Source organism: Schaalia sp. Marseille-Q2122, assembly GCF_903645355.1.
Taxonomy (GTDB): Bacteria; Actinomycetota; Actinomycetes; order Actinomycetales; family Actinomycetaceae; genus Pauljensenia.
On record NZ_CAHJXR010000004.1, the window covers coordinates 325,300 to 339,971 of the forward strand.

Here is a 14,672-nt window from a genome sequence, read left to right on the forward strand (position 1 = left end):
GCGGTGACAAGCGAGGCGCAATACGCCTGAGCCGCAGGTGTTTCCCGACCTTACCTCGTGCCGCCGTTTCGTGCCCCTGAGGGAGGACAACTCTTCTACAGTTGTCTTCATGGCACGAAACGGCGGCACATCCACCTCGACGAATATTCGCGCTCTCGAACTCTTCTTCGCCCTCTACGAGTCACGCAAGGGCATGACCCGCGCTGAGCTGGCCCGTGCAATCCCCGGCTACGTGGGCCTCGATGAGAAGGCCCTTCAAGAGACCCAGAAGCGTGACTTTGAGGCCCTCAGCGCCATTGGTGTGCGCTTTGAGGAAGAGCCCGACCCTGACCAGCGCGGCCGCATCCGCATTGCTCCCGATAGCGTTGGACCAGGTGCAGCTATCGAGTTCACCGGTCAACAAATGACCCTTATTCGCATCGCCTTTGATGCCTGGGAGGGAGGGGCGCTCGCCGACCCCGCTGTCACGCAAACCAAGCTGCGGGCCAGTAGCGAAGCCCCTCGCCGCAGCGTCTCTGACCGAGGTGAGGCCACCGTCGTTGCCTCGCCGGTGGAAGCCGATCCACCTACCCTCCTGGGCGGGATCGAAGGCTCCTCGGAACTGTCCACCATTCTCACCGCTATCACCAGCCGCCAGCCCATTTCCTTTGGCTACACCTCCACCAGCGGTCGGATGGAACGGGGAATAGATCCGTGGAACCTTATTATTCGGGGCCGAAGTATCTACCTGTGGGGCTGGGATCATGACCGGCATGACGATCGACTCTTTAAACTCAGCCGTATTGAGCCCCCGGTTGAGCTCATGGGCGAGGCCGGGGACGCCGCGCCTGCACCAGCGTCGCTAACGAATCCCTTTGACGATTTCGCCTGCGAGCCCCTGCTGTGGCAAAGAATTGGCTCGGATGTTCCTTTCCTCACCGACTGCCAGACCCTCGCTGATGCGACAGCTCCCAGTGGGTGGAGGGCAGTGCGTGGTCGGCGTGAGGAATGGGGTGTGTGGGCACAGCGCCTCATCGCCCACGGTACTGACATCATCCCGCGTGAGCCTGCCGCCTTTGTTGGGGCCCTACGCGAGCAGCTTCGTGCCGCCGCCGACACTGCGGAGGAGAAGAATCATGCCTGAACACGCTTCCCATGCCATTGCCCGCTACCTGGCGATGGTGACCTGGATCGGGCGCCAACCCCAGCGTCGCACGACCGTTGGTGAGCTCGCCGAGCATTTCGGGCGAAGCCTGCGCCAGATCGAAAACGACTTGCGTCAGCTCACCCTCTTCCGTGATTCCCTGCCAGGAGAATCCTTCGAACTGAGCTGGTTTGAACCCGAGAAAGGCACCAGCAGCGCTGAGCGCCTGGCCACCCCGATTTCTGTGCGCTCCACGCGCGGATTAGACCTGCCGCCCTCATTCACCGACGAGGAGGTCGCGACCATTATCGTTGGCCTGCGGGCCATCGCGCCGCTGCTGGACGAAGCGGAACAAAACGCGATCCCCGCAACGGTCATGGCATTGGATGCAATGAGTGCCAGCCACGCTCACCTGCATGAAAACATTGTGGATATGCCTCGCTCCGAGGGGGGAGCAACCCTCCAAATGGTCCGTGAGGCAATGATTGCCCAGCGGATGATGACCTTCACCTACACCGCGCACAATCAGGCGCGCAGCGAGCGCCGCGTCGAGCCTCTCGCCCTCGAACAAGGCCCGTCTGGCTGGCAGCTCCATGCATGGTGCCATAGCGCACAGTCGCTGCGTCTCTTTGTCCTTGATCGTATTGAGGACTTGGAGATCAGTACGGAGGCCTTCGATCCCGCGCTGCGCCCCCTCCAGCGGGAGGAATCCTCGACCGTGCAGGTGACGCTCACCAAGGACGCGCAGTGGGTGGGAGAGGCCTACGCCAGCCGCATCCTTCATACTTCGCCGGAGACTCTCACCATCGAATTGCCCATCTGGGATCGCCAGTGGGTGCGCGATCTTCTTACGCGGGTGGCCTCGTCCATCGTGGCACTGAGCGACGCCCAGCTTGCTGGGGAGATGAGCGAACACGCCCGCAACGTCCTTGAGGTGTGGGGGCAAGTGACAGGCAATGCAGACGGTACCCTGGAACTATGAGTCCAGCACGCAAACGCCACCGGAAGAAGGACGCCCAGGAGGCTCCGTCCCCCGATCGTCCCTTGAGCGCGGCCGAACGCTTCCAAGCTTTTCGCGACCAGCAGCGTTTCGATGCTAGCGAGCGTGCGATCTTTATTGAGTCACTGGGGTTTCGGCCAGACTCTTTCCAGGTTGAGGCGATGGAGGCCCTTGAAGAGGGCGAATCCGTGCTGGTAGCAGCCCCGACGGGTGCCGGTAAGACGGTGGTAGGCGAGTTCGCCACCCACCTTGCTGTTGCCCATCAACGTCGCGCCTTCTACACCACGCCCATTAAGGCTCTGTCGAATCAGAAGTTCGCTGACCTGAAGGAGCGCTTTGGTGAGGGTGCCGTTGGATTGCTCACGGGCGATACTTCCATTAACCCTGGCGCCCCGATCGTTGTCATGACCACGGAAGTGCTGCGCAATATGATCTACGCCGGGACGGACCTGTCCGCCCTTGCCTACGTGGTCTTGGACGAGGTGCACTACCTGGCTGATAAGTTCCGTGGCCCCGTGTGGGAAGAGGTCATTATTCACCTGCCCGAACACGTGGCGATTGTGGGCCTGTCGGCGACGGTGTCGAATGCGGAAGAGTTTGGCGCATGGATGAAGGAGGTGCGTGGCTCGTGCCGGATTATCGTCTCCGAAAAGCGGCCTGTGCCCCTCTATCAGCACATGATCGCTGACGGTGAGCTTTACGATCTGTACTCGCCCACGAAGGACGGGAAAGCCTCGCCGGGGCGCCTGAATCCCGAGCTTTTGAGCGCAGTCTTTAACGGACGAGGTTCCCGCACTGCGGCGGGTGGGCGGATGCGTGGCCGTTCGACCTTTGCACGCAAGGGACGCGACGAGGCTGGCGCGGCTGTAGCACGCCGTTTTGAATCCCGTCCTGCTGTGGCCATCACCCTTGAACGCGCGGGACTTTTGCCAGCTATCGTCTTTATCTTTTCGCGCGCGGGGTGTGAGGATGCTGTGCGTGCGATGCTGGCCTCGGGCATTGTCCTGACCTCGTCCACTCAGTCGCGTAAGATCCGTCAGGAGGTAGAAGCTGCGAGCGCCCTTATCCCGGTGGAGGATCATGCGGTGCTTGGCGTGGATCGCTGGGCGCGCGCTCTGGAACGCGGTATTGCTGCCCATCATGCGGGCATGTTGCCGGTTATGAAAGAGACGGTGGAAAAGCTCTTCACCCAGGGTTTGGTCAAGATTGTCTACGCTACGGAAACCTTGGCTTTGGGCATTAATATGCCCGCTCGGACGGTCGTCATTGAGGCACTACAAAAGTGGGATGGCTCGGCTCATGTGCCCCTGTCCGCTGGTGAGTACACGCAGCTGTCGGGTCGCGCGGGGCGTCGCGGTATTGACACGGAGGGGCACGCTGTTGTTCTCCACAAGGGGAAGGTCGCGCCCGAGGAGGTTTCTGCCCTTGCCTCAAAACGCACCTACCCGCTCATTTCTGCCTTCCACCCGACTTACAACATGGTGGTGAATCTGCTGAGTCACTCGACGCGCGCTGTCACCCGCGAGGTCCTGGAGACTTCTTTCGCCCAATACCAGGCCGATGGCGCGGTGGTGCAGCTCGCTCAAAGTGCCAAGCACGTCAAGCGCACTATGGATGAGCTCGCGGGCACACTGGAGTGCGACCGCGGGGATGCCGGGGAGTATTTCGCCCTGCGTGATGAGATCTCCCGCAAGCAGAAGGAGGCCAAGCGTGAGGCTGCGGCCTCCCGGAAGAACGAGGCTGCCCGTGTCCTGCACGACGCGAAACGGGGCGATGTTGTGTCCTACCGGAAGGGACGCAGGATTCAGCATGCTGTGGTTATTGACCCGATAGGCATGAATTCGCGCCAGTACGGTGTGCAGGTGATCGGCACGGATGGCCGCTGGCATCATATGGGGGCCGAGGACGTCGCCGGTGGCATCACCATCAGTGGAAATATCCCGATTAATCCCGTTCAGCTGCGCAAAGCTAAGGAGCGCGCCATGCTGGGCGCTGCTTTGCGTGACTTGGTGAGTGCTGGGTCTTTGGCTGTCCCAGGAAAGCGCGCTGACGGTGATGATGAGGTCGCTCATCTTGAGCGGGCCCTGCGTCAGCACCCTGTCCATCAGTGCCCGCAGCGTGAATCTCATGCGGCGGCAGGGCATGCGTGGGCGCGGCAGAAGCGTGAGTATGAGCGCCTTATGCGCTCTATTGATGGGCGTACCAGCTCGGTGGCGAAGTCCTTCGATAAGGTCTGTCAGGTTTTGGAGACTCTCGGTTTCTTGTCGGGCGATACGGTGACCCCTGAGGGTGAGAAGCTGCGCCGGATCTTCGGTGAACGTGACCTCGTCATTGCCCAGGCCATTCGCCAGGGCGCGTGGGATGCTTGCGGCCCTGCTGAACTTGCCGCCATCGCCTCTGCTTTTGTCTACGAGGCGCGCTCGGAGGATAGCGCACGTATTATTCCCACCAGCCCCGGCCAGCAGCTTGCTCACGCCTGGGATGCCTCCCTTGCGGCCCAGGCGGCTGTCAATGGGGCGGAAAAGGCTGCTGGAGCTGAACAATCAGCGCCTCTGGAGGCTGGGCTGATGGCTCCGATCTATGCGTGGGCTTCGGGGGCGTCACTGTCGACCGCGTTGGAGGGCAGTGAGCTGCAAGGAGGCGATTTCGTGCGCTGGGTGCGTCAGGTGTGCGACCTGCTTGACCAGCTGCGTTTCCTTGAGGACGCTGACCTTGAGCAGCGGGCGAAGAAGGCGCGTGACCTGATTATGCGTGGCGTGGTTGCGTGGTCGGGAGTATGAGCCGTCACCCTCAGGGTCCCCGCAAGGCACCTCGCGGAAAGGACGATCAACGAGGCTCGCGCGTGGGGGTGTCTCGTTTTCTGTGGAATAGTGGGCGTTCGATTGCCGCTGGCGCCTTAATGTGGGCGGCTTTTCCTGATGTCGGTGCCTGGTATGCGTCAATCATCTCCCTGGCGCTTATCATCGCGGTTGTCGACCACAGTCGCGCCTGGGGCGCGATATTTTATGCGGGCCTGTTTGGCTCGGTTTTCTGGCTCCCTCATGTCCATTGGGCAACGATTGCTTCAGGTGGTTGGTTGCCCTGGGTGATGCTGGCGCTGACGCAGATCCTGTGGTGGATGCTGTGGGGTTTGTGTGTGCGAATCTTCCAGGTGTGGCCGTGGGCGCGGACTTTGCGCGGCTCGATAGCGTTCAATATCGTGGCCTGGACGGGCATTGAGACTTTGCGCAGTGCGACACCTTTTACGGGTTTCCCGTGGGGTAAGATTGCCTACCCTCAGGTGGATTCCCCGTTGGGGCACCTGGCGCCGTGGGGTGGGGAGGTGCTTGTTGCGAGTGCGGTGGTGGCTGCTGCGGTGCTTGTGCGCTGGGCCTTCGCTTTGGTTCCTGATTTTGAGGGTGGGCGCTGGTATTCGCGTCCGGCGATGCTTGTTGGCCTGGTTGGAATCCTTGTGCTGCCGGCGTTAGTGCCACTTTATGCGGAGCAACAAGCCGGTGCGGTGAAGGTTGGTATTGTCCAGGGCAATGTGGAGATTCCCGGGGCAAAGACCTACGCCATTGAGGGGAAGGTGACGGGCAATCATGTGGCTGTCACGGAGGAATTGCTGGAGGCGACTCCCGATGTTGAGGTGATTTTCTGGGGCGAGGGTGCTCTGGACAGGGATCCTCGTGTGAATGCGCTGAATGAGCGTCTGGTGACGGATATTGTTGACAAGGCACAACGCCCAATTCTTGTCGGATTTAATGAATATGATGGGCAGAAGGAGGTTATTCGTAACCTCTATGGGCCCTGGTATCCCGCGACCGCACCCACGCCCGGTCTTGGCTCGCTCTATGGCAAGCAATTGCCCGTGCCTTTTGGAGAGTACATTCCCTTCCGTGAATTCATTTCTTCGCTCGCGACTGAGGCTGCTCAGGTCCGTGTCGACATGGAGGCTGTTGAAAATTCTTCGCGCCTGGATGTGATGGTGGGGGAGGGGAGGAGCCTGCCCGTGGCGACCGGTATTTGTTTTGAAGTCGCTTACGAGGGGCTGCTTGCTGAAGGTGTTCGTTCAGGTGGGCAGATTATTGTGATTCCCTCGAATAACTACCATTTCCGGACGTCACCAGAGTCGGCCCAGCAGGCGCAGATGGCTCGGTTTCGGGCGATGGAGTTCTCCCGATCGGCCATGCAGGTCTCAACCACCGGAGAATCCGTGCTCATCCGCCCAGATGGTGGGGTGCTTGCCCGGACGGGACGCCAGAGTGGCGAATTTGCGGTGGGGACACTTCCGTTGAGGACCTCGTTGACGCCCGCAGCGTGGATGGGCTATTGGTCGGGCTATGTGATGGTGGGGGGCCTTGCCGTAGGAATTATTATGTCAGGAATTGTTGGAGTGGTGAGGCGTTATCGTTCAGGGGAGCGCAATGTGAGATTAAAGGCGGAGTAAAGGGCATGCTCGTGTGAAAAGCGGGTGAGCTCTGCAGACAATTCCGGGCTCCATCAATCGAGGGAGCCTGGAATGAGAAGATTGTGGCGCTTAGCCCTTGCGGTAGGCGCCCTCGGGGCGCAAGCGGCCCTCGCGTAGTAAGGTCAGTTGTTCGTTGAGCACCTGCTCAAGCTCTTCCATTGAACGGCGTTCGCAGAGCATATCCCAGTGTGTGCGCACGGGCTTGACAGGCTTGGGTTCGTCGTCCTCAGGGGCATCGCCAACAATGTCAGCCATCTTGCCGCACTTGCATTCCCAGGTTGCAGGTGGCGTGGCTTCTGTAGCAAAGGGCATCTCGAAGCTGTGGCCAGATGGGCACATGTATTTGACGGTGAAGCGCTCGGCGAAAACGACGCCGTCCTCGGATTCCATCGACTTTGAGCCGATCTGCATACCACGGAGTGCGCGATCTGCCATGGGGTCCTCCTTATTTGAGACGTCAAGCGAAGGGGTGTGCGCGAGGGCGCCGCAGGTCAACTCGCCAAGTTTAGCGAATTTCTTAGCGTTGGGCACCTTTGGGCTGATTGTCGCGCGCCTCCATTGTTATCCGATAATGCGCATTATGTCAGATAAGCTGAAGGAATCCTCCCCACCCGATATGGTTGCACCATGAGACTCGGCATTGACTTCGGAACCACCCGCACGGCTATCAGCATCGTTGACCGCGGGAACTTCCCCACGGTCTCATTCCACGACTGCGACGGCGACCTGCGCGATCACATCCCCACCCTCATCGCCCTCGACGGTGATGACCTTGTCTACGGCTTTGAAGCTGAAGCTGCCATCAGCGTCGGCGCGCCCGCCCTGCGCTCCATGAAGCGCCTCCTATCCTCCCCGGCGCTCAGCGGCCGCGACACTATTGAAGTAGGCGGACGTACAATCCTCCTTCTCGATGTCCTTCGCGGATTCTTCACCTACGTCGCAGACCGCCTCCGCCAGGCCTCAACGGTGGCACCAGTGCCGCTGTCTGAGCCCCTCGAAGCCGTCATCGGCGTCCCTGCCCATGCCCATTCTGCCCAGCGCTTCTTCACCCTCGAAGCGGCCAAACTTGGCGGTTTCACTCCCCTTTTCATGCTCAATGAGCCCTCCGCCGCTGGCCTTGAATACACCCATCGTCACAGCGGCACCATTAACTCGCGGCGCACGCGCGTCCTCGTCTATGACCTCGGTGGAGGCACTTTCGATGCCTCCCTTGTCGCTGTTGATGGGACCTCTCACGAAGTCCTCGCCTCCTATGGCGATAATCTGCTCGGCGGCGATGACTTTGACGAGGTCCTCGCTCTCCTGGCTCTCAAGCATGCCAGTGAAGCCACAGGACGCACCCTCGCCCCCGAGACCATCGCCTCAGAAGAATGGAACGCACTTGTCGACGAGTGCCGACTCGCCAAGGAAAGCCTTGTCCCCCAAACGCGATGGATCACCATTTCCCTGCCTTCGTCTTGGGAATGCCCGCCGGTGACCATCGCTGCCGGGGACTACTACGAACGTTGCGTCCCCCTCATCGAATCCACCCTCGCCACGATGGAACCCCTTCTCGCCCAAGACGGCGACGATGCCATGCCCCTTGGCGAGGACGTCGCCGGTCTCTACGTCGTCGGCGGAGCCTCCCAGCTCCCCATCGTCAGCCGCGTCCTTCGGACGACCTACGGCAGACGTGTCCACCGCTCTCCGCACTCAAGCGCCTCCACCGCTATTGGCCTGGCCATCGCTTCAGACCCTGACTCGCCCTATGCCCTCGTTGATCGTCTCTCCCGTGGCGTGGGTGTCTTCCGAGAGCGTCACTCGGGTGCGGAAGTCTCTTTCGACCCTCTCCTCCCCCGCGATCTGCGGATTGAAGGATCAAGTGGGGCGACGGTGACGCGTAGCTATAAAGCCGTTCATAATATCGGATGCTTCCGATTTGTTGAATATTCCTCTGTTGATGAGGATGGCACCCCTCGCGGAGAAGTCCTCCCCCTCGACGAGGTCCTCTTCCCCTTCGACGCCACCCTCCAAGGCCTCAGCGCCGCCGAACTGGCCTCACACCCCGTCCGACACATGGATATTGGCGTCATGTGCCAAGAACGCTACAGTGTTGACGCCAACGGCATCGTCACCGTCACCATCACCGACCTCTCCACAGGCTACGTACTCACCCATTCCCTGGCATCGCGCGTCTAAGAGGTCCACAATGGAAGGATGACTCAATGGCTGAGTGATCTGGGGAGGCTCTGCGCTCACAGAGCCCACGCCGTGCTGCTCAGCTGGGTTGCCACCCTCCTCGCCATCTTCGGCTATATCGCATGGACTGGCCCCCAACTGTCCAATGACTTCGCCATCCCCGGAACTGAAGCACAAGACGGCCTCGACACCCTTGCCCAACGCTTCCCGGAAATGAATGGCACCTCCGGCCAACTGCTGCTGACCAGTGCAGACGGTGAGGCGATTGACACCCAGCGTAATGCCATCGCGCGCTACCTCGAGACCATCACCCCCACCCTGCCCGAAGGCACACAGGTCACCGACCCCTGGTCCGACTTCCTCCGCTCCCCTGCGGTCTCAGACGACGATCGCCACGCCCTCGTCAATATTCAATTCCCCTTCAGCATCAACAATATCGATGCCAACGCCAGGCGCCTCCTCGAAGAAGCCGCCACCCTCGCCCCCGCAGGGATCAGCGCCCAACCAGGTGGACAGATCTACCAAACCACCTCCGTCCCCCTCAGCCTCATGGAAGTAATCGGAGTGGGCGTGGCATTCATTGCCCTCATGGTGACACTCCGACGCCTTCCCGCCGCCCTCACCCCACTACTGACCGCCTTCTTCGGAACCGCAGGCATCGTCGGCATTATCGTCCTCATGGCACTATGGGCCGACATTTCCACCACAACCCCCACCCTGGCCGTCATGATCACCCTCGCCGTCGGTATCGACTACGCCCTTTTTATCGTGCCCCGCCACCAACGCCAGATGCGCGCAGGCCTACCCTGCCACCTCTCCATCCCACTGGCCACCGCCACAGCCGGAAGCGCCGTCGTCTACGCCGCGATGACCGTCATTATTGCCCTGTGCGCACTAGCCGTCACAGGCATCCCCTTCCTCACCACCATGGGAGTGAGCGCAGCAGGTGGCGTCGTCATCGCAGCAATCAGCGCCATCACCGCACTTCCCGCCCTGCTCGCCCTCCTCGGAGAACGTGTCCTCCCCCGCCGACGCGGCACTCACACCCGCCAAGAAGACGGCGCTGACAACAACAAGGACAAAACCCGAAACCCAACCCTGCCCCAGCGCTGGGCTCAACGCGTCACCGCGCACCCGATCCTCGCCCTCCTAGGTGTCCTCGTCACCGTTATCGCCCTCGCACTCCCAGCGCCACTCCTGGCGCTCACCCTGCCCGACAACGGCGTGGAACCTCCCGGCACCCACGCCCGCGACACCTACGACGCCGTTGAAGACGCCTTCGGGCCAGGCGCGAACGCTCCCCTGCTCGTCATCGGCGACATTATCCACTCGACCGATCCCCTCGCACTCATGGAGCAATGGGCCACAACTGTCGAGGCCGTGCCCGGCGTCGCCTCCATCCAACTGGCCACCCCCAATAGGAACGCCGACCTTGGCATCCTCGTCGTCATCCCCACCACCTCATCCACCGACCCCGCCACTGCCCACACCGTGAAGGCACTGCGCGCCCACGCAGAGCAATGGCACGACACATACGGCATCGACGCTATCCGCGTCACCGGACTGACCGCCGCTCAGATTGACATCACCAACAGACTAAGCGCAGCCCTCCTCCCCTTCAGCATTGTCGTCGTCGCCCTCGCCCTCGTGATCCTCACCCTTGTCTTTCACTCCATCTGGGTGCCCCTCAGTGCAGCGGTCGGATACCTTCTCTCCGTCGGCGCAGCCTTTGGCGTCACCGCAGCAGCCTTCACCTGGGAACCCCTCAACAACGCCCTTCTCATTGGCCAAACCGGAGCCGTCATCTGCTTCATGCCGATCATGGTCATCGGCGTACTCTTCGGCCTGGCAATGGACTACCAGGTCTTTGTCGTCACAGCCATCCAGGAAGAATGGCTCAAGGGTGCCCGTCCGCGTGAATCCATCATCCACGGGATGCGTCACTCAGGAAATGTCGTCACCGCTGCCGCCATCATCATGATCGCCGTCTTCGTCGGCTTCATTCCCCACGGCTCCTTCTACGTCCAACCTATCGCCCTTGGCCTTGCCGTGGGCGTCGCCGTTGACGCCTTCCTCATCCGCATGACCGCGATCCCCGCCCTCCTCACCCTCATTGGTGAAGCCGCCTGGTGGTGCCCCCAGTTTCTCTCTCGCTACCTGCCCCACCTCTCCCACGGCGACGAGTACGCAGGCACACCGTGGCTGGCCAGCTCTGACAGCCCTGAAAACCCTCCCCTGCTTCTCGCACAAGGTATCGTCATCAGCAGCCATGCCACCCCTGCTCTTCCCCTCAAGGACTTCCAGATCCACGCAGGAGAATGCGTCCGCATCCAAGCCACTCCCCTGCTCGCCCGCGAAGTGATCAGGATCCTCTCAGGAATAACGCGACCACGCAGAGGTCACCTCCTCACGAACCTCACACCACCCGGCGCCCGATACTCCCCCACACGCCAACGCACTGGATTCATCTACGACACCACCAGCGCCGACCTCGTCGTCAAAGACATCCACAGGAAAACCACCCTCCCCTGCCTTGCCGTTGATACGCCCCTGAGTGACGAGGAAGTCCTCAGACTCCACGAGGCCAGCGCCGGCCGCGGCGGCTGCCTCATCCTCGGCCCCCTCGTGGACCCTCCTCCTGGCATCACCACCCGCACCCTCACCCTCGAAGTACGGACACACCCGTCTCAAAACGCTGCGCGCACTCAGGAGGTCATCCCATGAGCAACTCCCCCTCCCCGCGTCGCTTCGCCCGCGCTGCCCGCATACTCATCCCTCTCCTCATCGTCTGCCTTCTGCCGCTGCTCCTCCTCGAGGTCAACGGCCCCACCCTGAAAGTTGGCGTCGTCAACGCCGACACCGGTGCAGAGGTCACCCTGCCCTCAGGAGAACGACAATTCATCCCCTTCGGCCGTCAACTCAGCGCCGCCCTCCTCGATACCCACGAGCATTCGGGCGCCGAGATAGAACTCCTCTCCATCGACAGCGCAACGCAGCGTTTCGACGAGGGCACCTTGGACGCGTTAGTACTGATCCCCGCAGAGTTCTCCACCAACCTCGCGACCTTCGGTACGCCGCAGGCACGCCAGGCTCAGGTCGAGCTACGTATCCGAGAAAGCCTTGCTCAGCACACTCACGCCCTCGCCCGTTATATCGACGAAAGCGCCAGGGCCTCCTTGGGAAGGAGCCTCAATGAGGGCCTCCTTGAGGGCATCTATGGCGGCTTAGACAGGATGAAAGATGGAATGGAACAGGCCCGCGATGGTGCTGTTGAACTTGCCGGCGGCACGACCCAAGCCGCGCGCGGCATTGAGCAGCTCCACTCCGGCTCCGCAGAGCTTTCTGACGGGCTCGAACGCTTCAGCGCAGGTATCGCTGAGCTTGACGGAGGAGCCGGGCAGCTCAATGCCGGTAGTACCGAGCTTGCGCGCGGGCTTGGACAACTGGCTCAGGGAGCCCAAGAGCTCGCCTCCGGTATGAACGAACTGGCCGTAGGGCTCACCGGGAGCAGTAGCCAGCCTGGCCTCATGTCCGGCGTCAACGCCCTCACTGATGGGGTCATCGGAACGGAGGACAGCCTAGGCCTGGTTCAGGGAACCCGCCAGCTCGCTGACGGTAATCGCCAGCTTGCTGACGGCATTGAGCAGATGAGCGCCCTTGTTGATCCCCTGCGCAAGATCCTGCCGCCGCCGGGTGCTTTGGGGAATACCAGTGTTGATCTTGTCAAAGCCCTTGAACACGCAAGGGCCCTGGCTCAAGCGGCCCTTGATGCCCTTAACGCGGGCGCAGGCATCGTTGATTCACCCGAGGCAATCGCGCTCATCAAAGAACGGATGCAAGCCCTCATCGAGGCATGCCCCGCTGATCAGCCAGAGTTTTGCGCGCAGGTGAAGGAACTTTTCGATCTCCTCGGCCCACAACTCGACACCCTGCCCCAGGTACATCAACAGTCACGCCGCGCACTCGAAGACTTCCTCGCCCAGACTGGCACACCCGAATTCCTCGACAGTATCCGCCACGCCCAAGACTTCCTTGACGCCAATGGGGGCATTGATGGCCTCATTCACGGTCCTCAGGGGCTCTTCGCTCAGGTCGATGCACTCCGGGACGGTACCCGCCAACTCGCCGATGGCGCAGAACGTCTCGCCCAAGGCGTGGCCGGAACTTCAAAGCGCCCTGGGCTCGCCCAAGGTGTCACCCAACTGCGCGATGGTGTCGAAGAACTCACGATCGGAGTGAGTGGAAGGGACCGATTCGGGCGCCTCGTCAGCGATAGTCATCTTTCTGGCGGTGCCGCACAACTGGCTGACGGACTCTTGCGCGCCCATGATGGTGCGCGCATCTTCGACGAGGGGGTCGGGCAGTATCGCGTGGGCCTCGCCCAGGCTCACGCTGGAGCGCGCGCACTAAGCGACGGCGGACAACAGCTCCGCTCCGGTAGCGGACGCGCCGCAGATGGGCTGCGCAGGCTTGATGACGGTGCTGGGCAACTAGCACAAGGCCTTGCTGAGGGAGCCGAGGCAATCCCCCGATACTCGCCAGCGCAACGTGCCCAAATCCTGCAGGTTACCCTCTCTCCCATTCAATCGGAGGGCCAGAGATCTACCGACAACACAGGACGCTGGTCGGAGGAAGCCGTCCACGGGGCGCAGATTGCCACTCTGGTGATCATCATGTGGGTGGTGGGGGCTGTGACCCTCCTGCGCACGTCGCCCTTTAGCCAGACGCAGCTCAGCCGTCCGATCACAGCCGCCCAAGTGACGATTCATTCACTGCGAGGCCCCATGCTCATTGGAGCAGCCCTGTCCGTGGTGTCTCTGTTGGTCCTGTGGGGTATTGGCCCTTCACATGCGGACTCTCAAGGCATGTCCTGGCTGTGGACAGCTCTTGCCTCAACCATCACTGTTGCCCTGGGCGTTGCCGCCATCCTTGCCATTCATCAGGGGATGCTGGCCCTCTCTGGCCCGCGCAATGGCCCGGGAGTCGTGATGGTGGCCCTCAGCGTCCAACTCATTCCCCTGGTGACCAGTCCCGTCTTTCACGGCGGCGCCGCTGGCGGACACTGGTTTGCCCTCACGCCTCTGGGAGCCCTTGTGCGGAGCTTTCATGCGGCCTACTTCCACGAGGGCGTGTCCACGTGGCTGGGGGCACTGATCCTTGTGCTTCTGTGGGCGTGCGCTGCAGTAATCGTCTCGATTGTGAACGTGGCGCGCTATCGCACAGAAAATGATGACGCAGCGCTTCTGGAAGCGCTGCGTCATCGTGCCCAGTAGCTAGGCGAGAAGATTTTAGGATACGGAGCGGCGGAGGCGGCGACGCTCTGCGAGCTCATCGATCATGACTGGTGCGTCCGCGTGTTCAATGGGCAGCTCGGCCAGGGAGCCTTCAATCTCGCGCCACACGCGGCCCACGGCAATACCGAAAACACCTTGACCACCCTGGAGGAGGTCGATGACCTCGTCGGTGGAGGTGCATTCGTAGACGGAGGCGCCATCGCTCATGAGGGTGATGGAGGCAAGGTCGTCAACGCCGCGATCATGCAGCTGGCTGACAGCGGAGCGGACCTGCTGCAAGGAAACACCAGCGTCGAGGAGCTTCTTGACGATCTTGAGCACGAGAATGTCTTTGAAGGAGTAGAGGCGTTGCGAACCGGAGCCGCGTGCTGCGCGGATGGAGGGTTGGAGCAAGCCGGTGCGTGCCCAGTAGTCGAGCTGACGGTAGGTAATACCAGCAGCTGAGCAGGCGACGGGGCCGCGGTATCCCATGGCTTCGTCGTCAATGCCTTCAAGCGGATCGCCAAATAGCATGGCCTGACGCTCAGCAGCAGGGTGCTCAAGCTGTGCACTCATGGCGACTCCTTGCGGATAATGTGTGGTCAAGAACTACTGGTATAACGCTAGGCGTGAAATGGTTGGCGGTCA

9 protein-coding genes are annotated in these 14,672 nt (G+C 61.5%); 7 read left to right on the forward strand and 2 right to left on the reverse strand.

Annotated features, from left to right (window positions below; all coding sequences use genetic code 11):
* The first annotated feature begins 109 nt into the window (after positions 1–109).
* The 4 genes from HWX48_RS05785 to lnt are packed head-to-tail and all read left to right on the forward strand — an operon-like array spanning position 110 to position 6,552.
* Positions 110–1,123 carry a YafY family protein gene (locus HWX48_RS05785; protein WP_175955493.1) on the forward strand — a complete coding sequence of 338 codons (1,014 nt, stop codon included), beginning with the start codon at positions 110–112 and terminating at the stop codon, positions 1,121–1,123.
* The gene (locus tag HWX48_RS05790; protein ID WP_175955495.1) at positions 1,116–2,105 is read left to right on the forward strand and encodes a YafY family protein; all 990 of its coding nucleotides are present in this window, start codon (positions 1,116–1,118) and stop codon (positions 2,103–2,105) included. The genes HWX48_RS05785 and HWX48_RS05790 overlap by 8 nt, the downstream gene beginning before the upstream one ends.
* Entirely contained in the window at positions 2,102–4,903 is a 2,802-nt protein-coding gene (locus HWX48_RS05795; protein ID WP_175955508.1) for an RNA helicase, read from the forward strand. The genes HWX48_RS05790 and HWX48_RS05795 overlap by 4 nt, the downstream gene beginning before the upstream one ends.
* Positions 4,900–6,552 carry an apolipoprotein N-acyltransferase gene (gene lnt / locus HWX48_RS05800; protein ID WP_175955516.1) on the forward strand — a complete coding sequence of 551 codons (1,653 nt, stop codon included), beginning with the start codon at positions 4,900–4,902 and terminating at the stop codon, positions 6,550–6,552. Before HWX48_RS05795 ends, lnt begins: the two co-directional genes overlap by 4 nt.
* A 90-nt stretch (positions 6,553–6,642) precedes the next feature.
* Here the strand turns inward: lnt and HWX48_RS05805 are convergent, their stop codons facing one another.
* Positions 6,643–7,008 (reverse strand): RNA polymerase-binding protein RbpA, encoded by a 366-nt coding sequence (locus tag HWX48_RS05805; RefSeq protein ID WP_175955518.1) that lies wholly within the window; start codon positions 7,006–7,008, stop codon positions 6,643–6,645.
* A 192-nt stretch (positions 7,009–7,200) separates the two neighbouring features.
* Here HWX48_RS05805 and HWX48_RS05810 point away from each other — a divergent pair, with 192 nt between their 5' ends.
* From HWX48_RS05810 to HWX48_RS05820, 3 genes are read left to right on the forward strand one after another with little or no spacing between them, the layout of a single operon-like run.
* On the forward strand, positions 7,201–8,751 hold the full coding sequence (locus HWX48_RS05810) for an Hsp70 family protein (RefSeq protein ID WP_175955520.1): 1,551 nt from the start codon (positions 7,201–7,203) through the stop codon (positions 8,749–8,751).
* An 18-nt stretch (positions 8,752–8,769) separates the two neighbouring features.
* The gene (locus tag HWX48_RS05815) at positions 8,770–11,475 is read left to right on the forward strand and encodes an MMPL family transporter (RefSeq protein ID WP_175955522.1); all 2,706 of its coding nucleotides are present in this window, start codon (positions 8,770–8,772) and stop codon (positions 11,473–11,475) included.
* Entirely contained in the window at positions 11,472–14,024 is a 2,553-nt protein-coding gene (locus tag HWX48_RS05820) for a hypothetical protein (RefSeq protein WP_175955524.1), read from the forward strand. Before HWX48_RS05815 ends, HWX48_RS05820 begins: the two co-directional genes overlap by 4 nt.
* A 15-nt stretch (positions 14,025–14,039) precedes the next feature.
* Here HWX48_RS05820 and HWX48_RS05825 read toward each other — a convergent pair whose 3' ends face one another.
* Positions 14,040–14,600: a MerR family transcriptional regulator gene (locus HWX48_RS05825; RefSeq protein WP_175955526.1), complete on the reverse strand. Its 561-nt coding sequence runs from the start codon at positions 14,598–14,600 to the stop codon at positions 14,040–14,042.
* Positions 14,601–14,672 lie beyond the last annotated feature (72 nt).

What these genes read in the sequence shown, in the direction of transcription:
- HWX48_RS05785 (WP_175955493.1), top strand. Translation starts at nt 110, where the DNA reads ATGGCACGAAACGGCGGCACATCCACCTCGACGAATATTCGCGCTCTC.
- HWX48_RS05790 (WP_175955495.1), top strand. Translation starts at nt 1,116, where the DNA reads ATGCCTGAACACGCTTCCCATGCCATTGCCCGCTACCTGGCGATGGTG.
- HWX48_RS05795 (WP_175955508.1), top strand. Translation starts at nt 2,102, where the DNA reads ATGAGTCCAGCACGCAAACGCCACCGGAAGAAGGACGCCCAGGAGGCT.
- lnt (WP_175955516.1), top strand. Translation starts at nt 4,900, where the DNA reads ATGAGCCGTCACCCTCAGGGTCCCCGCAAGGCACCTCGCGGAAAGGAC.
- HWX48_RS05805 (WP_175955518.1), bottom strand. Translation starts at nt 7,008, where the DNA reads ATGGCAGATCGCGCACTCCGTGGTATGCAGATCGGCTCAAAGTCGATG.
- HWX48_RS05810 (WP_175955520.1), top strand. Translation starts at nt 7,201, where the DNA reads ATGAGACTCGGCATTGACTTCGGAACCACCCGCACGGCTATCAGCATC.
- HWX48_RS05815 (WP_175955522.1), top strand. Translation starts at nt 8,770, where the DNA reads ATGACTCAATGGCTGAGTGATCTGGGGAGGCTCTGCGCTCACAGAGCC.
- HWX48_RS05820 (WP_175955524.1), top strand. Translation starts at nt 11,472, where the DNA reads ATGAGCAACTCCCCCTCCCCGCGTCGCTTCGCCCGCGCTGCCCGCATA.
- HWX48_RS05825 (WP_175955526.1), bottom strand. Translation starts at nt 14,600, where the DNA reads ATGAGTGCACAGCTTGAGCACCCTGCTGCTGAGCGTCAGGCCATGCTA.